General features: G+C 34.1%; 16 protein-coding genes, 1 pseudogene and 1 riboswitch. Of the genes and pseudogenes, 13 read left to right on the forward strand and 4 right to left on the reverse strand.

Translation table 11 applies throughout. The features are described from left to right. Nucleotides 1-9 precede the first annotated feature (9 nt). The 4 genes and pseudogenes from ACSG5Z_RS01600 to ACSG5Z_RS01615 form a co-directional block, all read left to right on the forward strand. The gene (locus tag ACSG5Z_RS01600) at nt 10-219 is read left to right on the forward strand and encodes a hypothetical protein (RefSeq protein WP_087983012.1); all 210 of its coding nucleotides are present in this window, start codon (nt 10-12) and stop codon (nt 217-219) included. A 59-nt stretch (nt 220-278) separates the two neighbouring features. Further along, nucleotides 279-659: a BA_1872 family lipoprotein gene (locus tag ACSG5Z_RS01605; protein ID WP_088092017.1), complete on the forward strand. Its 381-nt coding sequence runs from the start codon at nt 279-281 to the stop codon at nt 657-659. Between the two features lie 308 nt (nt 660-967). Next, nucleotides 968-3,013 carry a class I SAM-dependent methyltransferase gene (locus ACSG5Z_RS01610; protein WP_435710515.1) on the forward strand — a complete coding sequence of 682 codons (2,046 nt, stop codon included), beginning with the start codon at nt 968-970 and terminating at the stop codon, nt 3,011-3,013. A gap of 79 nt (nt 3,014-3,092) precedes the next feature. Then, a pseudogene (locus tag ACSG5Z_RS01615) lies at nt 3,093-3,497 on the forward strand (SPASM domain-containing protein); the annotation flags it as partial. Nucleotides 3,498-3,657: 160 nt separating this feature from the next. On the opposite strand, the gene ACSG5Z_RS01620 reads toward ACSG5Z_RS01615, so the two are convergent. Continuing rightward, nucleotides 3,658-4,188 (reverse strand): GNAT family N-acetyltransferase, encoded by a 531-nt coding sequence (locus ACSG5Z_RS01620; protein ID WP_435710517.1) that lies wholly within the window; start codon nt 4,186-4,188, stop codon nt 3,658-3,660. Between the two features lie 142 nt (nt 4,189-4,330). On the opposite strand from ACSG5Z_RS01620, the gene ACSG5Z_RS01625 reads away from it, so the two are divergent. The 3 genes from ACSG5Z_RS01625 to ACSG5Z_RS01635 all read left to right on the forward strand — a co-directional run bounded on the left by ACSG5Z_RS01625 (nt 4,331) and on the right by ACSG5Z_RS01635 (nt 7,110). Continuing rightward, nucleotides 4,331-5,029 (forward strand): response regulator transcription factor, encoded by a 699-nt coding sequence (locus ACSG5Z_RS01625; protein WP_435710519.1) that lies wholly within the window; start codon nt 4,331-4,333, stop codon nt 5,027-5,029. Next, nucleotides 5,019-6,086 carry a sensor histidine kinase gene (locus tag ACSG5Z_RS01630; RefSeq protein ID WP_435710521.1) on the forward strand — a complete coding sequence of 356 codons (1,068 nt, stop codon included), beginning with the start codon at nt 5,019-5,021 and terminating at the stop codon, nt 6,084-6,086. Before ACSG5Z_RS01625 ends, ACSG5Z_RS01630 begins: the two co-directional genes overlap by 11 nt. Nucleotides 6,087-6,168: 82 nt before the next feature. Beyond that, nucleotides 6,169-7,110, forward strand: coding sequence for a M23 family metallopeptidase (locus ACSG5Z_RS01635; protein WP_435710523.1), 942 nt, complete (start codon nt 6,169-6,171; stop codon nt 7,108-7,110). On the opposite strand, the gene ACSG5Z_RS01640 is transcribed toward ACSG5Z_RS01635, so the two are convergent. Continuing rightward, nucleotides 7,067-8,362 carry an Nramp family divalent metal transporter gene (locus tag ACSG5Z_RS01640; protein WP_075310033.1) on the reverse strand — a complete coding sequence of 432 codons (1,296 nt, stop codon included), beginning with the start codon at nt 8,360-8,362 and terminating at the stop codon, nt 7,067-7,069. The genes ACSG5Z_RS01635 and ACSG5Z_RS01640 overlap by 44 nt on opposite strands. A 491-nt stretch (nt 8,363-8,853) precedes the next feature. Here ACSG5Z_RS01640 and trhO point away from each other — a divergent pair, with 491 nt between their 5' ends. After that, nucleotides 8,854-9,813: an oxygen-dependent tRNA uridine(34) hydroxylase TrhO gene (trhO, locus tag ACSG5Z_RS01645; protein WP_000246241.1), complete on the forward strand. Its 960-nt coding sequence runs from the start codon at nt 8,854-8,856 to the stop codon at nt 9,811-9,813. Between the two features lie 167 nt (nt 9,814-9,980). Here trhO and ACSG5Z_RS01650 read toward each other — a convergent pair whose 3' ends face one another. Next, nucleotides 9,981-11,456, reverse strand: coding sequence for a hypothetical protein (locus tag ACSG5Z_RS01650; protein ID WP_262747412.1), 1,476 nt, complete (start codon nt 11,454-11,456; stop codon nt 9,981-9,983). Nucleotides 11,457-11,631: 175 nt separating this feature from the next. Here ACSG5Z_RS01650 and panE point away from each other — a divergent pair, with 175 nt between their 5' ends. Next, entirely contained in the window at nt 11,632-12,576 is a 945-nt protein-coding gene (gene panE / locus ACSG5Z_RS01655; protein ID WP_088092009.1) for a 2-dehydropantoate 2-reductase, read from the forward strand. A 54-nt stretch (nt 12,577-12,630) separates the two neighbouring features. Here the strand turns inward: panE and ACSG5Z_RS01660 are convergent, their stop codons facing one another. Further along, on the reverse strand, nt 12,631-12,759 hold the full coding sequence (locus ACSG5Z_RS01660; RefSeq protein ID WP_000031869.1) for a hypothetical protein: 129 nt from the start codon (nt 12,757-12,759) through the stop codon (nt 12,631-12,633). Nucleotides 12,760-12,898: 139 nt separating this feature from the next. After that, a riboswitch (cyclic di-AMP (ydaO/yuaA leader) is annotated at nt 12,899-13,045 on the forward strand. 144 nt (nt 13,046-13,189) lie between these two features. On the opposite strand from ACSG5Z_RS01660, the gene kimA reads away from it, so the two are divergent. The 4 genes from kimA (at nt 13,190) to nheC (ending at nt 19,197) form a co-directional block, all read left to right on the forward strand. Further along, entirely contained in the window at nt 13,190-15,016 is a 1,827-nt protein-coding gene (kimA, locus tag ACSG5Z_RS01665; RefSeq protein ID WP_087982998.1) for a potassium transporter KimA, read from the forward strand. Between the two features lie 593 nt (nt 15,017-15,609). Continuing rightward, on the forward strand, nt 15,610-16,770 hold the full coding sequence (nheA, locus tag ACSG5Z_RS01670; protein ID WP_435710527.1) for a non-hemolytic enterotoxin NHE subunit A: 1,161 nt from the start codon (nt 15,610-15,612) through the stop codon (nt 16,768-16,770). A gap of 31 nt (nt 16,771-16,801) precedes the next feature. Beyond that, the gene (gene nheB, locus ACSG5Z_RS01675) at nt 16,802-18,010 is read left to right on the forward strand and encodes a non-hemolytic enterotoxin NHE subunit B (protein WP_087982994.1); all 1,209 of its coding nucleotides are present in this window, start codon (nt 16,802-16,804) and stop codon (nt 18,008-18,010) included. A 107-nt stretch (nt 18,011-18,117) separates the two neighbouring features. Further along, nucleotides 18,118-19,197 (forward strand): non-hemolytic enterotoxin NHE subunit C, encoded by a 1,080-nt coding sequence (gene nheC, locus ACSG5Z_RS01680; protein WP_435710528.1) that lies wholly within the window; start codon nt 18,118-18,120, stop codon nt 19,195-19,197. The last annotated feature ends 130 nt before the right edge of the window (nt 19,198-19,327 follow it).

A 19,327-nucleotide genomic window follows, 5' to 3' on the forward strand; every position in this document is an offset into this window, starting at 1 on the left:
ATAATTAGTATGAATAAGAAAGTAAAAAGATTTAAATATTTTATGGTTGTATTAGCCTGTATTGCAATTTTTGGTACAATCTTACCTAATGCATTAGATCCAAATGAAACATTAGCAGGTAAAATTTCAATTGTAGTTTTTGGTACAATGGGAGCTTGTTTACTATTCTCTATTATGTATTTTATTGTAAAAAAAGCTATTTTAAGAGGTGGGAAATAAGATGGTACAAAATTTAGAGTTAGAATATTAATTCATGTACATAAAAAAGGAGAATTTTTATGAAATTACTACGTTTATTTATGGTTCTCACTCTTGTTGTATTGTTAAGTGCATGCAATACAGCAACACAAGTCACAAAGGTTCAAAAAAATGGCGAAACGACTTTAAAAATTGGTTCGTTGCAAGGGTATTACGATGTGCAAACGGTTAAAGCTGAAAAAGGAAATGTGGAAATTCCTTATGAAGCAGCCGTTGAGGAAGGTACAATTTTATTGCAAGTTACAAAAGATGATAAGGTTATTTATGAAGAAGAAGTTACTTCTCAAAAAGAAGGTCTGCTTTCTTTTGAAGCGCCAAAATCCGGATCATATGATTTAATTGTACGAGTGAAGGGTGAAAAAGAGAAAGCAAAAGAAATTCAAATACATACTAAGCTATGAAAAAACGGCAAGTGGAGTGCACCCGCTTGCCGTTTTCATTTTCGGTTGATTCTATCGCAACATATGTTTATCAATGTAAGAAGTGATCCGCTGAGTCCTACTGTTTATTCCGCCGAAATTCCTGATGAAGTTACAATAAGAGATGAATAAAAGAATGTGTTACAAACCTGATAACTCTTTTTTACAAGAGCAAAAGACTGGGTTTGAAGCGTTTGTATTTGAAAGAGTTCTAGATGGTAAAGGGGGACATAGGGTGATGATCTTTTTAAAGAAGGTGTCTCAGACTTTACTACAGATATTGATTATATATGGGGGTAAATAAGTTGAAAAATATTGAGATTCTAAATAAATACATTGAAGGGTTTTCCGATACTCTCCCTATGTGGTTAAAGTATTTAATTGAGGCAGAGGAGATACATCAAAACTATGAGAATGTACAAGTACTTGAAACATTAAAAACAGATGCGGTGTTGTACTATGTGCACCGTACGCTACAAGTGTTAGATGGACTGCCTTTAGATGAAGAAGCGTATCGTATTATTGAAAAGGTACTAACGTATAGTGAGCTTGCAAAGGTAGGGTCTTTAAAACAGCGGGAGCAATGGAAGAAAAACGGGATTAATCTATTCGTACATAACGAGGGTTCTGCTGATATTTTTAGTGATATTCAGTTTATTGGACGTGTAGAGACAAACTTAAATTCTACTGAGTATTTGTTTATTCGAGATTTAATTAGAACACATGGATTAATCGGGCAGTATATACGCGGGGAGGCTCGTTTGGACTCTCATGTTGATTTAATTAACACATATAAAGAAGAATACGGAGACGTTAGGTTAAAGGAGATTCTATACTATCTTAACCAATGCATTATTGAAGGCGTATCAAAAGCTTTGTGGAGTGAAGTGAAGAACGATGTGAAGATTACAATTGATGGCCTGTTTGATGGTTATATGGAGCCATTTACTTCTCGCATACATAGACTCACGCCAAAACATAAGGAGTCAGTATTTGAAAAAGATATAATTATGGGGAGCGAGAAGAGAGACGTTCAAACATTTTTATCTGATAAGGATTTGTGGTATGTAGAACCGTCTATGCATGCTCTTAGCTTTGAGGATATTTGGACAGTTTTTGTTATGTTAAAGAACGAGATAGGCTCTAGAAAAGTTCAGCATATACATTTCGAAAAATTGATGCAACAGTTGCACTATGATTTCAAAGGTGAGAAAAAGGATAACGTGTATCGTAAGCGGGTTATTGAGAAGTATCTACGGGAGTACCGTGAGAACGAGAAGCCGAATACAACGCATGTTTCTTTTAAGGTTAAAGTCGATGAAGATATGAAGACTGCGTATGTATCGTTTCAGTTTTCTGCTGTAGGTGAGGCGTTAATTACCTTCTGTGTAGAGGCAGAAAAGATAGATATGATGCATGCTCGGGCAAATGTGCTGCTGTTTGATTTCTTCGGGTTACGTAAGGATGCATATGATAGATTCCATAATGAAGAAGTGTATCTGGAACATATGAATAGCTCAGCTGATGATAAACGAATTATTCTTGATTATATAAAGGGAGATACGATTGTAGATGTCGGAGCCGGTGGTGGTGTCATGTTAGACATGATCGAAGAAGAGACAGAGGACAAACGAATCTACGGTATAGATATTTCCGAAAACGTGATTGATACGTTGAAAAAGAAGAAGCAGAACGAGGGGCGTTCTTGGGACGTCATTAAAGGGGATGCAGTCAATTTAAGCAGCTCATTTGAAAAAGAATCGGTTGATACGATTGTATATTCTTCTATCCTTCATGAGCTGTTCTCTTATATAGAGTATGAAGGTAAGAAATTCAATCATGAAGTAATTAAAAAAGGGCTGCAGAGTGCCTATGAGGTGTTAAAGCCAGGAGGCCGTATTATCATTCGTGATGGCATCATGACCGAAGATAAAACGTTAATACGGTTGATTCGTTTTAAAGATGCAGGCGGAATGAAGTTCTTAGAGCAGTATGTCCGTGAATTTAAGGGACGTATAATCCAGTATGAGGTACTTGCAGACGATACAGTCAAAATGCCTGTTAACGATGCAATGGAGTTCTTATATACTTATACATGGGGCGAGGATTCCTTCGTTCATGAGGTGCAAGAGCAGTTTGGAATATTTACGCCAAACGAATATAAGGATTTCGTAAAGGGTATCTTTGGAGATAAAATAAACATCGTTCAAGCTATGAACTATTTACAGGATGGATATACACAACATCTTAGCGAGAAAATCGAGTTTAAAGATGAGTCTGGGAGTGCTGTTGCGCTACCGGATAGTACGTTTTTTATAGTTTTAGAAAAGAGGTAATGATGTTGAAAAACTTTAAGAATCTTTAGCTAAAGGGCGTGTTCTCTTAATTTTATACTGAGAAACAAGTCAGTTATTAAAAAATCAGGTAATTCAATATCAGGGTGTATTGATAAATGGAAATATAGGGCGAAATGATGAGCTTGGGCGTGCTCCAAAAGGGGTGAATGATGGAAACGGTTTTGTATTTATTTCTCATATTGGAGATGTATATCCAAGTGGGTTATTGCCGATTAAAACCGGGAATATTAGAACAAAATCGCTAGCTGAAATCTATCGAAACTCCCCTGTTTTTCAAAACCTTCGTAATCCTGACAATTATAAAGGAAAATGTGGTGTTTGTGAGTTTCGATATGTTTGTGGGGGATCTCGTTCTAAAACATATGCAATAACGGGAGATTATATGGAAAGCGAACCTTTCTGTGTATACATTCCAAAAGCATTGCGAAAACAGAAAAAGAACGTAAAAAAGGGATATGAGTAAGAATATGCTCATGCCCCTTTTTAAAATTATATAATTTATTGTACTTCGCATCAGTCGTATGATGATCTAAGAAATGAATAACACTCGGTTTCCCATCTTTCGTTAAAGGTCCACTATCCTGATTTATTATGCTGAAACGAGTTTTTACGCATAATTTCTATTAAACCGATTTTAATAAAGAATAAAAATTCGTGTCATAGGGGATATCATCTTGATACATATAATTTTTTAGAACGCCTTCTTTTTCAAATCCTAATTTTAATAGCACTTTATTTGAAGCTTCATTTTCAAGAAATACAATTGCCCCAATACGCTTTAAGTGAATGGTATGGAAACCGTATGATATAACCTCAGAAACAGCTTCCGTCGCATATCCTTTTCCCCAGTATTCAGGGAAAAAGGCATAACTTAAATTGGCCCGTTTATGCTCAGAAGACCAATCGTGAAAACCGATGGTACCAATGAGTTCTTTCTTGTTTTTTAATTCAATTCCCCACTTTATACCTCTTCTTGCATTGTAACTCAGTTTAAAGTTATGAATGACTTGTTTCACTTGATCAACATCTTGTAATGGTTTTTGGCCATAATAGCGCAGTACGTCAGTATTAGAGAAGCATTGTAGTATACTCGGTGCATCTTCTTCGGTAAGTTCTCTTAAAATGAGTCGGTCGGTTTTCAATATAGGAAACATGCTTTCACTCCATTTCTTTTGAAACTAGAATGTATTGTTATTATATAATCTAGTCTGAAAATAAAGATTATTCAAGAGGGAAGTATGGTTTTAATTTGTGATAAAATTGATTGTGGAATATATTTCAAAAAGAGGTTTGTATATGGAGAAAAACTCAATTTTAATTGTAGATGATGATCAAGATATTGTTCGATTTGTTAACGCGAATTTAATGCAAGAAGGTTTTAAAGTTTTAAGTGCTCATAACGGAGAAGAGGCTTTAGAAATCATAAATAATAACAGTATTCAACTTGCTATTTTGGATATTATGATGCCAAAAATGGATGGGATAGAATTGTGCAGAAGGATTAGAGAGAAACATAGTTTACCAATTATGTTCTTAAGCGCAAAATCATCGGATGTAGATAAAGTAATTGGATTTAGTACTGGCGCAGATGATTATATTGTGAAACTGTTTAGTACAATTGAATTTATAGCGAGAGTGAAGGCTCAATTAAGAAGGTATATATATTTCAATCAAAATACTGTCCAAGTAATAGAAAAGAAAATAAACATTAGGGGTTTAGAAATAGATGAAGTGTCTAGAACAGTAATGTTATATGGAGAAACAATCAATCTTACGAAAACTGAATATGATATTTTGTACTTAATGGCAGCTGCAAAGAATCGTGTGTTCACTATTGAAGAAATATATGAAAGCGTTTGGAAAGAAAGAGCCTATGAAAGTAATAATACAGTAATGGTTCATATCGCAAGATTAAGAAATAAAATTGAAGAGAATCCAAAAGAACCGAAGTTTATACAGAATGTTTGGGGAGTCGGATATAAAATTGAAGATTAAATCATTACAAGGTATTAGAGCTAAGTTTTTTATCGCATTCATATGTAGCATCTTATTAGCAACTGTAAGTATAATAGCGTTTCAAATTGTAATTGGAAATATATATAGTCATGTTACTGCGTTAGAAGAAAAATATTCACTTTTATATGTAATAGCTTTTTTAATTATTACTACAATATACTTTGCATTCATGACAAGAACAATGACGAAAAGGTTATCTGAAATAAATAAGAACGTGAAAGAAATAAGTAATGGTAATTTGGAGATACATATACCTATTTCAAAAAATGACGAGATTGGTGAATTAGCAGCGAATGTTAATAGAATGGCTAAAAGTTTAAAAGAGTCTATCGAAAATGAAAAAAAATCACAGGAAATGAAAACTGAAATGATTAGTAATATTTCTCATGACTTACGAACACCTGTAACATCTCTAATCGGTTACGCGGACCTGTTAGGAAGTCAGCTTCATACAAATAGAGAAGAATGTGAACAGTATGTAAGTATATTAAAGCGAAAAAGTTATGAATTAAAAAATCAAGTAGATGATTTATTAGATTATTGTCAAATAAATTATAGGGAGATTGAATTACATAAAAGTGTAGTAAATATGAAAGCGTTCAGTGAACAAATCATGATTGATTTTGTGCCACAACTAGATGATGCCGATATGAGCTTTCGTATTAAAGGTGATAACGAGTTACATGTGGAAATGGATGTGGCGCTTATGGTGAGGCTGTTCGAAAATGTAATTAGTAATAGTATTATGTACGGGAAAGACGGAAAGGAGCTTTTAATTCAAGTTTCTAAAAGCGACATGAATGTTGAAATAGAAATTAAAAATTTTGGACAATGCATTCCGAATGAGAATCTTCCTTACGTTTTTGAGAAGTTTTATCGTGGTGAAAAATCACGTAGCTCTCATACGGGTGGCAAAGGAATGGGACTTGCAATTGCGAGAAGTATAGCAGAGCTTCATAAAGGGGATATCACTGTGCGCAGTAACGAGAAAGAAACTGTTTTCACTATCGTTTTACCGCATTATAAAGAATTGTAAGAAAGTCGTAAGTATTTCTTTTATATGTCGTAATTTTCACTTCGTATCATGTAGAACAAAGATATGAGAGTGAGGATACATTATGTGGAAGAAGTATGTATTAGTAATTTTAGTTGCGTTTTTAATTATAAGTTGGAGTGTAGTTTATTTAGCTAAAGGTGTTATATCAGTCATTTTTTGGTGGAGTATACAAGCCTTTAGCATAGTATCACTCTTTATTTTGATAGGGGTAACGTTACTATTTGTGTGGAAAGGCATTTTCAGACAGCGAATAGATAGAGAGCTACTCTTCATCGTTCTTTTCTCTATAATTGGAGCTTGGCCCTTAGGGTGGTTTGCTAACATAGGGGGACTTGCTTATCCAGCAGATGTACATTCTATGAATCCTAAAGCAGTAGTTCGCTTTCCTTTGAATGAACGAGCATTAATAGGTTGGGGTGGTGATCGATTAGAAACGAACTATCATGTTATAAAACCAAATGAACGATGGGCATATGATATTCTTATTCCGCCTGCTGAAGTGAAAAGTAGTAAGTTAGAGGATTATGGAATATATGGAGCGAAAGTAATGGCACCAGCTTCTGGAACAGTTGTATCAATCAATAACGATGAAAAAGATGTAGTTCCAGGAGAGGATGATTTTCAGTCAATGGCGGGGAATCATATTTATTTGCAACTAGATGAATCAGGGACATTTTTGATTCTTGCCCATTTAAAAAAAGGATCAATTAAAGTGAGGGAAGGCCAACATGTAAATGAAGGAGAGGTACTTGCTCAAGTTGGTAACTCAGGAAGTTCAAGTGAGCCGCATTTACATATTCATCATCAAAGGCAGGATCCATCCAAGGTGAGCATATTTCTTTCGGAAGGATTACCACTTTACTTTCGAACTGAAAAAGGTACGATAATGCCAGAAAGAGGTACATACATAAGTGGTAATGAAAAAAGGTATTCCAGTTTTATTGGAATACCTTTTTTCATTACCCTACAAATGTTTGATAAAGTAAGAAAATATTTAAAATGATAACAAGTGCAGCGATGATCCAAGCGATAAAGGTTGTTATGCGGTGATTAACGAGCGCACCCATAATTTTTTTATTGCTTGTAAACATAATAAGTGGCACTAATGCAAAAGCAATACCGAATGATAAGACGACTTGGCTCATGACTAGTGCGTAAGTTGGATTTACACCTAAAGCGATAATAACTAATGGTGGAATCATTGTAATGAAACGTCGTAAATATAACGGAATATGCATTCGAATGAAACCTTGCATAATAATATCACCTGACATTGTACCGACAGACGAGCTAGATAGTCCTGCTGATAAGAGCCCAATTCCAAATAAAGCAGCTGATACAGGACCGACTAAAGTACTGAACTGGTTAAAAGCAACATCAAGGTCTTCAACATGTAAACCATTTTTAAAGAATAGTGCGGCAGCAACAATTAACATACTCGCATTGATTGCTCCAGCGATAACCATTGCGATAATGATATCAATAAACTCGAAATGGAAAATTTTTTTCTTTTGTTCATCAGTTGTTCCGATCACGCGGCGTTGTGTCAATGCAGAATGTAAATAGATCGCATGTGGCATAACTGTCGCACCTAATATCCCTGCTGCAAGTAATATACTGTCTACACCTTGGAATTTTGGAATAAATAGTCCTGAAAGAAGGGGACTTAATTCTGGTTTTGCATAAAAAACTTGAATCCCAAATGCTATTACTACGATAAAAATCATCCCTGTAATAATAGCTTCTAGTGGGCGAAATCCTCTGCGTTGAAACTCAAGAATAATAAATGATCCGACTGCTGTAATTAAAGCAGCTGGTAACATCGGAATTCCAAATAATAAATACAATCCGAGTGCTGCCCCGATAAATTCCGCTAAATCTGTAGCCATAATAACGAGTTCACCTTGAATCCATAAGCCAATAGACACAGGTTTTGGAAAGTGTTCGCGAGCGATTTCAGGTAAATTATTTCCCGTAGCAATTCCTAATTTAGCTGATAAAGTTTGAATTAATACTGCCATTAAGTTAGAGGCGAATATAACCCATAATAGTAAATATCCATATTGTGAACCAGCTGCGATATTTGTAGCAAAGTTACCAGGGTCAATATAAGCTACGGATGCGATAAAAGCGGGTCCTAAAAACGGTAACAGTCTTTTCCAGCCTTTCGTTTCTCCACTTAAAGCTAAGTGTGCTGATTGAACAGTTGTACTTTGAGAAGGGACTTGTTCATCTTTTGATATATCTTTATTCATAGTAGTTTTCCCCTTTGAAATGTTAACTTGATGAAATTATTGTAAGTATTCTTATTGTTTATTTCAATACATTTAAATGTATGAGATGATATTTTTATTTGAACACAAATGTTTCCTTAGTGCAAATTATATGCCTTGCCGCAATAGATGGTGTCGTGTTATAAAAAAATGGGAGTTTATGGTGTGATCACATGGGGAAACATAATGAATTAAAGGACTAATTTTGAAATTTATGTGAACATAGAGCCTATATTACAGCATATTAATTGATGGAAATGAAATTGTATGATATATAATATATTGGGATTACAACATAACCATAGTGTTTTGTGATGTAATCTTGTTTTTATTTTCGTTAACTTATAGAAAAAATTGTAAATAGAAGAAAATAGGCTAAGTACAATTTAGTATGTATTTTCTTATTATATATGTTTTGATATGAACGTTAACTTATACATGATTTTAAAATTTAGATAGGTGGTAGAAATAAATTGGCAACTACAAAACCATATAGAGTATTACTATATTACATGTACACAACAATTGAAAATCCAGAAGAATTTGCTGAACAGCATTTAGAATTTTGTAAATCACTTGAGTTAAAAGGAAGAATTCTTGTAGCGACAGAAGGAATTAATGGAACTTGTTCTGGAACTGTTGAGCAAACAGAGAAATACATGGAAGCAATGAACAATGATCCACGTTTTGCTGGAATAGTTTTTAAAATTGATGAGGCAGATGAACATGCATTTAAGAAAATGCACGTACGCCCTCGTCCAGAGTTAGTTACACTTCGTCTAGAAGACGACATTAATCCGAAAGAAATAACTGGTAAATATTTAGAGCCAACAGAATTCTATGAGGCAATGAAACAAGAAGATACAGTTATCATTGATGCACGAAATGATTATGAGTTTGATCTAGGTCACTTTAAAGGTGCGATTAAACCGGATATTGAATCATTCCGTGAGTTGCCAGATTGGATTAGAGAAAACAAAGAAACACTTGAAGGTAAAAAGATTTTAACATACTGTACAGGCGGAATTCGTTGTGAGAAGTTTTCTGGTTGGTTAGTTCGTGAAGGTTACGAAGATGTAGGTCAGCTTCACGGCGGTATTGTAACGTACGGAAAAGACCCAGAAGTACAAGGTGAGCTTTGGGATGGACAATGTTACGTGTTCGATGAGCGTATCTCTGTACCAGTAAACCAAAAAGAGCATGTTATCGTTGGTAAAGATCACTTTACAGGTGAACCTTGTGAGCGCTATGTAAACTGTGCAAATCCAGAATGTAATAAGAAAATTTTATGTTCTGAAGAAAACGAAGCGAAACATTTACGTGCATGTTCTCATGAATGTCGTGTACACCCACGTAATCGTTATATCGTTCAACACGAATTAACTGAAGAGCAAGTAGCTGCTGCATTAGAGAAAATCGAAGCAGGGAAGTAAGCTAAATTATTGTAATAAAAAAGTACTCCAAATTTTATTTTGGAGTACTTTTTTTACTATGTGTTTTTGTCAGGTTTTGTCGGTAAGTCGATATATCTTAAAAATCGCTGATAAAAATTTCATTCACTGAAATGCTCTACGTATTTGTAATTTGAAAATCCCTCTTTTTAATGTTTATCATCTTTCTCTTTAACAGCAGAAAGTACAGTTTGTTTTACCCATGATTTTCTTCGTTTATGTTGTAGACCCCATTGGTATAAACTTTGCGCACCTAAAATAAGTGAAATGACTATGCCGCTAATTGCTATTAAAAGCGCGAAAAATTCAAGTGGCGACGAGATTTTGTTTGAATCGGTGTTTCTTAAAAGATCAATCATAGTAAACCCTAACATTTGGCCTACTACAGAGTAGAGCGTTAAAATTAATAGTAAAAGGCTATCTTTTTTAGAAGCGACATTTTCTTGATATTTAAACAAACTATCAAGATTTTGTTTTGCATTCGAGTATAGTACTTCAATGTTAAATAGATTTCTTAAGCGGAAGAAAATATCTTCACTCTGTGATTGGGATACTAACTCTAAAGAGAAGTAATTTGCTGTAAATGAATTGATTGAATAAATTAATTTCTCTATTTCATTTGTATCTTGTTCAATGTTAAGTTCAGCATAAGCGTTTGCCATTTTTAATAAAACAACTTTATGAAATAGATTTAATAACAAAGCGTAATAAAACTCCCCGTACATTTGACTAGCAAGTTTAGCGAATTCGTGTTCACCTTCATTTGTTATACATGTAAAAATATGTTCTTCCATAACAAAGTAGCGATTAGGAGCCCATCTTTGATAAGAATGTTTTGTTAAATAATCTTGAATATAAGGGATGTTATTTGCGCTAATATACGGATTGCCATCGTCTGTTAATCCGGAAAGACTGGAAGTTCGGTATACATCGATTATATGAAGGTCTGACTCTTTATTCACGGATAATAAAGTTTGTACATACATTCTTTGGTCTTCAAAGAAAGGAAAGGTTTGAAAGTAAGAGCTCCGCAATCTCTTTTTCTCAAAGAAGTCTGTTACACCATGAAATAAATCACCGAATATAAGTTTTTCCACTTGTGAGTATTGTTTTCCGTTACATTCAATACAAATAGTCTCGTTTGTATCATTTTTAGTTTCAAGTACACGGAAGCGGGCGGCGAATTCGATTGCTTCTGATAATGTCATGTTTGGAGCGGTTTCTACTTCTGTCCGAATTGTTAAGAAGCCAAGCTCATAAGGGCAAAGTGTTACATCAATAGAATGAATCTTGAATGGAACAGAAATCAAATTTGTTGTTAAATGTCCAGTTAAGTTAAGGTCTTTAGAATAGCGTTGTAATCCTTTTTGATGCTCTGAGTGAGGAAATAGAATTTTATTTGTAAATGAAAGATAGTATGCTTCCATACTTTGATGTGAAACTTGAAACTTTCCGTAGTATGTATTTTCATTTTCAAGATGATCGAGTCGAAAAGGGCGGAAATCATTTTTCTGTAAGAAAGGGAACATATTTTGTTCATATCCAGTTTTAAAAGAAAACGGGAATATAAATTGAAATATAGCTGTTGTTACATCTTTTTCCTCGATTGTTTGTATTGCCTCCATTTACATTGTTTCCTTTCCATATATGCTATAAAAACAACATACCCAAATTTATTTGAAAATAACCACTGTTTTATACTCGATTAAGAATGAAAATTCAGCTTATTTAGTAGGGGACATGTATAATGTTATGTATATTAAATGTTATAAAATTGTATTTTGAAAAGGGGGATGTTGTATGCGTATTTTAGTATTAGGAGCTGGTGGCGTCGGAGGCTTTTTTGGAGGTCGATTAGTCGAAAAAGGAGAAGATGTTACGTTTCTTGTCCGCAGTAAAAGAAAACAGCAATTAGAGGAAAAGGGACTTGTTATTCGTAGTGTTAACGGGGATTTTTCCTTCCAACCGAAATTAATAACGAAAGAAGATCGAACTTCTCCGTTTGACGTTATTTTATTTTCAACAAAAGCGTATCACTTAAACGAGGCGATTCAAGATTTGAAGCCGTTTGTAGGTGAAAATACTGTCATCATTCCATTGTTAAATGGTATTGCTCATTTATCACTATTACAAAAGGAATTCGGCGTGGAAAAAGTAATTGGCGGTTTATGCTTTATCGAGACGACGTTAAACGATCAAGGAGAGATTGTACAAACGAGTGTTGCCAACAGACTTGTATTTGGAGAAATGAAGTCTCAAGATTCAGAGAGAATAAAGCATATTTCTAAAGCATTTGCAGGTACGAAATCTAGTTTTGTTTTAAGTGAAAATATTATGCAAGATATGTGGCATAAATATTTATTTATTACTGTAATGTCGGGTGTGACGACATTAATGCGTGCACCGATAGGACCGATTCGCGAAAGTGAAGGTGGACGCGATTTTATCCAAAACTTATTTGAAGAATGTGTGCAAATCATGAGATCTATGAAAGCTCCAGTTAAGGATGGGATTGCCCAAGAACATATGAAAACAATTGATAAAATTTCGTATGATATGAAGTCATCGATGCAGCGTGATATGGAAAAAGGTTCGTTCATTGAAGGCCAGCACTTACAAGGATACTTACTAGATGTAGCGGAACAATTTTCTATAGAAGCACCATTATTAGGGGCAGTATATCAAAATTTGAAAGTGTATGAAGAAATGACCTTTCACAGATCAGCAATACAATTGGATGTATGAAAAAATAAAAAAGAAAGCAATATATAAGTGTATTGCTTTCTTTTTTATGACAAATTATTTATTTCTTTTCGTTCTATCTGTCAAATTTATTTCCTGTTCACGTTTACCGTATAATTGATTAATTTCATTTGCTAATGCATCTAAATAGGAATCGGAAAAAATAGGCTTCTTTTCTTTAGACATATGAGTCTCCTTTATCGATTTTGTAGTATTCATTATGTATATTTACCAGCGGATTATGCGCAATCATTTAAATTTTTTCTTTTTAAAAATTTTTGTTTACATTTTGAAAATAAAGGAGTATTATAATCCACAGTTTCAATTTTCTAAATCGCTGAAACCGCATGGTGCGGGGGACCCGTTCTTATGGATTAGTACTTAATCCAATGGGGTGAATCCTTGAAAAAGGTAGGGCTACTCATAGGCCCGAATCCGACAGCTAACCTCGTAAGCGTTATATTGAGAAGGAAGGTGGAGCTTGTGCGACAAAAAAAATAATGTCTACAAGTCTATTTCGTTATGGCTTGTAGACATTTTTTGCTTTCTGAAGAAATCGTTTATTCGCTGTAACTAGCAGAAAAGTTCGTACAAAATTATTGGAGAGTGGACAGCAGTGGTTTCATCAATCAAAAGGTTTTTAATTGGAAGGCCGTTAAAATCAACTGAGTTAGGAGAGCAAAAGCTTAATAAAACGAAGGCGCTAGCCATTTTATCTTCTGACGCATTGTCATCGGTCGCATACGGACCAGAGCAAATATTAATCGCACTAGCAGGCCTAGGAGCAGTAGCTTATTGGTATTCTATTCCTATCGCTGTTGGGGTATTAGTATTATTGACAGCCCTTATTTTATCTTATCGACAAATTATTTTTGCTTATCCGCACGGCGGGGGCGCATACGTAGTATCAAAAGAAAATTTAGGGATGAATCCAGGGTTAATAGCTGGAGGATCTTTATTAGTTGATTATATTTTAACTGTTGCAGTAAGTGTATCAGCAGGTACAGATGCGCTTACATCAGCTTTCCCTAGTTTACATGCACATAATGTAATCATTGCGATTATATTTGTTATATTGATTACTATTTTAAATTTAAGAGGGGTAACGGAATCAGCTTCCGTTTTAGCATATCCTGTTTATTTATTCGTTTTAGCACTATTTATATTAATTGGTGTAGGTATTTATAATATTATAACTGGTCAAGTTTCACCGACATTACATTCACCGATTGGAACACCAGTTGCAGGAATTAGTTTATTTTTACTGTTACGAGCATTTGCTTCAGGAAGCTCTGCTTTAACGGGTGTTGAGGCAATATCTAACGCAATTCCAAACTTTAAGGATCCTGCACCTAACAATGCAGCGAAAACATTGCTCGCAATGGGGGCATTACTTGCAGTTTTATTTTCAGGAATTGTTTTCTTAGCTTATTATTACGGAATTAATCCAAGTAAGGAAGTAACAGTCGTTTCACAAATTGCTGAACAAACTTTTGGGCGTAATTTCATGTACTATTTTATACAGGGTACAACTGCTTTAATATTAATTCTTGCTGCTAACACAGGGTATTCTGCATTCCCGCTATTAGCAGTTAACCTTGCAAAAGACAAATTTATACCGAGAATGTTTACGATTAGAGGAGACCGCCTAGGTTACTCAAACGGTATTATTATACTTGGAATTGCTTCGATTATTTTAATTGTAGCTTTTCAAGGGCAAACAGAACATTTAATTCCGTTATATGCAGTAGGTGTATTTATTCCGTTTACACTCTCTCAAACGGGGATGGTATTAAAATGGCTTCGTGACAAACCTGAAGGATGGGCTTTGAGATTAACGGTCAATTTAGTTGGTGCAGTCATTAGTTTTATTGTAATGAGTATGTTCTTTTTAACTAAGTTCGCACAAGTTTGGTCAATCCTTATTTTCTTACCTGCCATCATCTTCTTGTTCCATAGAATTAAGAAGCACTACGATGCAGTGGGTGATCAATTAAGTTTAAAAACTTGTGAGCGACTTGTTCCAATTGAGGGAAATGTAATTGTTGTTCCTGTAGCTGGTATGACGCATGTAGTAGAAAATTCATTGAACTATGCGAAGGCTCTTTCGGCAGATCAAGTTATTGCTGTATATGTTGCTTTTGACAGAGAAGAGGAAAAGAAATTTGAAGAGAAATGGAAGAAGTGGCAACCTGAAGTAAGGCTTGTTACCTTACATTCTCATTATAGAAGTATTATTCAGCCACTAACAAAGTTTATTGATACAGTACAATATAAAGCGAGTGAGTCAAATTACCGAGTTACTGTAGTTATACCACAGTTCATTCCGAAAAAAGGTTGGCATAACATTCTTCATAATCAGTCTAGTTTACTCATTCGTGCGTATTTACTCTATAAAAGAAATGTTGTTATTACGACAGTTCCATATCATTTGAAAAAGTAAGAAGATTTTTTAAGGATAGCTTTACGAAAGTGAAGCTATCCTTTTTGTGTATACACTATGCATAATTGCATATGGGTCTGAAAGATATATCAATATAATTTTTGTATCTATGAATAAGTAGAGGTTTTTGTTGTGATATATGGATATTTCAATTGAAAAAGTGAAGTGGATTATATTTTGAAATAAGGACAGGAAAGGTTGAAAATAAAGGGAATGAAAATACTTCTTTACGTTATATAAATAGCTGTGTTTAAATGACCTTACAGTACAAAACTTACATGAAAATAAAACGGAATTTCATATTTACGTACGTTATTTAGTTTAAAATGAATAATATTTTTATGTAATATATTCACTGTGTGAATGTGAGAATGGCTATAAAATAGAAATTTTATACAATATTATTCATACTAATCACATATGAAATGTTTTATAACAATAAGTAAGTACTGTAGCAATAAAAGTTGAGAGAGGTGGTTCGTACATGGATCGCGGTGAGAACGTTCTCTATTTTAACCATCTCAAACTATATGCAAGAAAATAGAATAATAAAATGCGATAGTAATAGTTGCTAATACATAGGAGGAGTTAAAGTGAAAAAGACTTTAATTACAGGGTTATTGGTTACAGCAGTATCTACGAGTTGTTTTATTCCTGTAAGCGCTTACGCTAAGGAAGGGCAAACAGAAGTGAAAACAGTATATGCACAAAATGTAATTGCTCCAAATACATTATCCAATTCAATTAGAATGTTAGGATCACAGTCACCGCTTATACAAGCATATGGACTAGTGATTTTACAGCAGCCAGACATTAAGGTGAATGCGATGAGTAGTTTGACGAATCATCAAAAGTTTGCAAAGGCAAATGTAAGAGAGTGGATTGATGAATATAATCCGAAGCTAATCGACTTAAATCAAGAGATGATGAGATATAGTACTAGATTTAATAGTTATTATAGTAAGCTCTATGAACTAGCAGGAAACGTCAATGAAGATGAACAGGCAAAAGCAGATTTTACAAATGCATATGGAAAATTACAATTGCAAGTACAAAACATCCAAGAGAGTATGGAGCAAGATTTATTAGAGTTAAATCGATTTAAAACGGTATTAGACAAAGATAGTAGCAACTTATCACTTAAAGCTGATGAAGCAATAAAAACACTGCAAGGATCAAGTGGAGATATTGTGAAATTAAGAGAAGATATTAAAAGAATTCAAGGAGAAATCCAAGCGGAATTAACGAATATTTTGAATAGACCTCAAGAAATTATTAAAGGTTCTATTAATATCGGTAAACAAGTATTTACAATTACAAATCAAACTGCGCAAACGAAAACAATTGATTTCGTTTCTATCGGTACTTTAAGTAATGAAATTGTAAATGCTGCAGATAGTCAAACGAGAGAAGCAGCTCTTCGCATTCAGCAAAAGCAAAAAGAGCTACTACCACTTATTCAAAAGTTATCACAAACTGAAGCAGAGGCGACACAAATTACATTCGTTGAAGATCAAGTAAGTAGCTTTACAGAACTAATTAATCGCCAAATTTCAACTTTAGAAACGCTAATAACGGATTGGAAAGTTTTAAACAGTAATATGATCCAAATTCAAAAGAATGTTGAAGAAGGCACATATACAGATAGTAGTTTACTTCAAAAACATTTCAATCAAATTAAAAAAGTAAGTGATGAAATGAATAAACAAACGAATCAATTTGAAGATTACGTTACAAACGTTGAAGTACATTAAAAATAAGTAACGATATAGGGAGAGAAGAAAAATGACAAAAAAACCTTATAAAGTAATGGCTCTATCAGCACTTATGGCAGTATTTGCAGCAGGAAATATCATGCCAGCTCATACGTATGCAGCTGAAAGTACAGTGAAACAAGCTCCAATTCATGCGGTAGCAAAAGCTTATAATGACTATGAAGAATACTCATTAGGACCAGAAGGCCTAAAAGATGCAATGGAAAGAACAGGTTCAAACGCTTTAGTAATGGATCTGTACGCTTTAACAATTATTAAACAAGGGAATGTTAACTTTGGTAATGTATCCTCTGTTGATACGGCTCTAAAAGGGAAAGTAATTCAGCACCAGGATACAGCTAGAGGAAATGCGAAACAATGGTTAGATGTATTAAAGCCGCAGCTTATTTCAACGAATCAAAATATCATTAACTACAATACGAAATTCCAAAACTATTATGATACGTTAGTTGCTGCGGTGGATTCGAAGGATAAAGCGACTCTTACGAAAGGGTTAACTAGATTATCAAGTAGTATTAATGAAAATAAAGCGCAAGTAGATCAGTTAGTAGAAGACTTAAAAAAATTCCGAAACAAAATGACGTCCGATACGCAAAACTTTAAAGGTGATGCAAATCAAATTACATCTATATTAGCTAGTCAAGATGCTGGAATTCCGCTTCTGCAAAATCAAATTACAACGTACAATGAAGCAATTAGTAAATATAATGCAATTATTATCGGTTCATCTGTTGCAACAGCACTAGGACCAATTGCAATTATCGGTGGTGCAGTAGTTATTGCTACAGGTGCAGGAACGCCGCTAGGAGTCGCATTAATTGCAGGTGGTGCCGCAGCTGTAGGCGGTGGTACAGCTGGAATCGTATTAGCGAAGAAAGAACTTGATAATGCACAAGCTGAAATTCAAAAAATAACAGGACAAGTTACAACTGCTCAATTAGAAGTAGCTGGGTTAACGAACATTAAAACACAAACGGAGTATTTAACAAATACAATTGATACTGCAATTACAGCGTTGCAAAACATTTCAAACCAATGGTACACAATGGGATCAAAATACAATTCTTTACTTCAAAATGTAGATTCAATTAGTCCAAACGACCTTGTTTTCATTAAAGAAGATTTAAACATTGCGAAAGATAGCTGGAAAAACATTAAAGACTATGCAGAAAAGATTTATGCTGAAGATATTAAAGTAGTAGATACGAAAAAAGCATAATCGGATACGAATCGATAGAGCGTTAAGTATTGATGAGTGATTTGAAGCTCCTGTTCAGTTGTGAGCAGGAGCTTTTTATACCCTTATAAAGAAAATAGGTGAAAAGTATGCAGAAACGATTTTATAAAAAATGTCTTTTAACGTTAATGATTGCTGGAGTGGCAACGAGTAACGCATTTCCTTTACATCCTTTTGCAGCAGAACAACACGTAAAAATATTGCAAGAAAGTGCGGAAAATTATTCGCTAGGGCCAGCTGGATTCCAAGATGTTATGGCGCAAACGACATCGAGCATATTTGCAATGGATTCATATGCAAAATTAATTCAAAATCAGCAAGAGACTGTTTTGAGTAAAATAAGTTCCATTAATAGTGAGTTTAAAGGAAATATGATTCAGCACCAAAGAGATGCAAAAATTAACGCAGCGTATTGGTTAAATTATATGAAGCCTCAAATTATGAAAACAGATCAAAATATTATTAATTACAATAATACTTTTCAAGCGTATTATAATAGCATGCTAGTAGCGATTGAACAAAAGGATAGTGGAAAATTAAAAGCGGATTTAGAAAAGTTGTATGCGGATATTGTAAAGAATCAAAATGAGGTAGATGTATTATTAGGGGATTTGAAAGCTTTTCGCGACAGAATGGCGAAAGACACAAATAGTTTTAAAGAGGATACAAATCAATTAACAGCAATTTTAGCAAGTACGAATGCTGGCATTCCGGCTCTAGAGCAACAAATAAATACATATAACGATTCAATCAAAAAGAGTAATGATATGGTCATTGCTGGTGGCGTACTTTGCGTAGCACTAATAACATGTCTTGCTGGCGGACCGATGATTGCGATTGCGAAAAAAGATATCGCAAATGCAGAAAGAGAAATCTCCAATTTAAAAGATAGAATTTCTGGCGCACAAGCTGAAGTGGCAATATTGACAGATGTAAAAAATAAAACAACAAATATGACTGAAACAATTGATGCAGCAATTACAGCATTGCAAAATATATCAAATCAATGGTATACAGTAGGGGCAAAGTATAATAATTTACTGCAAAACGTAAAAGGAATCAGCCCTGAAGAATTTACCTTCATAAAAGAAGATTTACATACAGCGAAAGATAGCTGGAAAGATGTAAAAGATTATACAGAAAAATTACATGAAGGCGTGGCGAAGTAAACAGTGGACTAGTTCTGCTGTTTATTTTTTATCCTGTTTTTTGTGAGAGGTGGACTTGTTATTTAATATATAAATTTGCTGTGTTTTTTTATTAATGTAGCTTTGGGGTAATGTTTAATCAAATCGATAC

Origin of the sequence: Bacillus pretiosus (genome assembly GCF_051294775.1) — a bacterium.
Classification (GTDB): domain Bacteria; phylum Bacillota; class Bacilli; order Bacillales; family Bacillaceae_G; genus Bacillus_A; species Bacillus_A wiedmannii.

Bases quoted from the DNA above. Each gene is read 5' to 3' on its own strand.
- ACSG5Z_RS01600 (WP_087983012.1), top strand. From the start codon at position 10: ATGAATAAGAAAGTAAAAAGATTTAAATATTTTATGGTTGTATTAGCC.
- ACSG5Z_RS01605 (WP_088092017.1), top strand. From the start codon at position 279: ATGAAATTACTACGTTTATTTATGGTTCTCACTCTTGTTGTATTGTTA.
- ACSG5Z_RS01610 (WP_435710515.1), top strand. From the start codon at position 968: ATGGGGGTAAATAAGTTGAAAAATATTGAGATTCTAAATAAATACATT.
- ACSG5Z_RS01620 (WP_435710517.1), bottom strand. From the start codon at position 4,188: ATGTTTCCTATATTGAAAACCGACCGACTCATTTTAAGAGAACTTACC.
- ACSG5Z_RS01625 (WP_435710519.1), top strand. From the start codon at position 4,331: ATGGAGAAAAACTCAATTTTAATTGTAGATGATGATCAAGATATTGTT.
- ACSG5Z_RS01635 (WP_435710523.1), top strand. From the start codon at position 6,169: ATGTGGAAGAAGTATGTATTAGTAATTTTAGTTGCGTTTTTAATTATA.
- ACSG5Z_RS01640 (WP_075310033.1), bottom strand. From the start codon at position 8,362: ATGAATAAAGATATATCAAAAGATGAACAAGTCCCTTCTCAAAGTACA.
- ACSG5Z_RS01650 (WP_262747412.1), bottom strand. From the start codon at position 11,456: ATGGAGGCAATACAAACAATCGAGGAAAAAGATGTAACAACAGCTATA.
- panE (WP_088092009.1), top strand. From the start codon at position 11,632: ATGCGTATTTTAGTATTAGGAGCTGGTGGCGTCGGAGGCTTTTTTGGA.
- ACSG5Z_RS01660 (WP_000031869.1), bottom strand. From the start codon at position 12,759: ATGTCTAAAGAAAAGAAGCCTATTTTTTCCGATTCCTATTTAGATGCA.
- nheB (WP_087982994.1), top strand. From the start codon at position 16,802: ATGACAAAAAAACCTTATAAAGTAATGGCTCTATCAGCACTTATGGCA.
- nheC (WP_435710528.1), top strand. From the start codon at position 18,118: ATGCAGAAACGATTTTATAAAAAATGTCTTTTAACGTTAATGATTGCT.